The sequence below is a fragment of the Halalkalibacter sp. APA_J-10(15) genome, assembly GCF_023017105.1.
Taxonomy (GTDB): domain Bacteria; phylum Bacillota; class Bacilli; order Bacillales; family Bacillaceae_D; genus Halalkalibacter.
Window position 1 is genome coordinate 1 of record NZ_JALKEV010000095.1, and the last position, 255, is coordinate 255.

A 255-nucleotide genomic window follows, 5' to 3' on the forward strand; every position below is an offset into this window, starting at 1 on the left:
TACATTGAGAAAGCACGGGACCATTCTGACACACACTCGGATTGGAGCTGTACTCACGGTATCCTTCTCTGTTCGTTGTTCGGTAATGAAGAAGTTGGTCTTGCGGACAGATGTAACAATCGTAGTATTCATCATACACAAACTCGTGCTTTCGGAAGTAGCCCGGAGGCGTCATTGGTCGTTTGTAAGGCATGACCGCTCTTGTTTCTTCTTCTTGAAGCTTCTTCGCAATACTTGGTGTCTTGTAGCCTGCAT

The 255-nt window shown here is 46.3% G+C and carries 1 pseudogene; it reads right to left on the reverse strand.

Annotation, left to right across the window (positions count from 1 at the left end):
- Positions 1 to 255: pseudogene (locus tag MW695_RS22405) on the reverse strand (IS5/IS1182 family transposase); the annotation flags it as partial.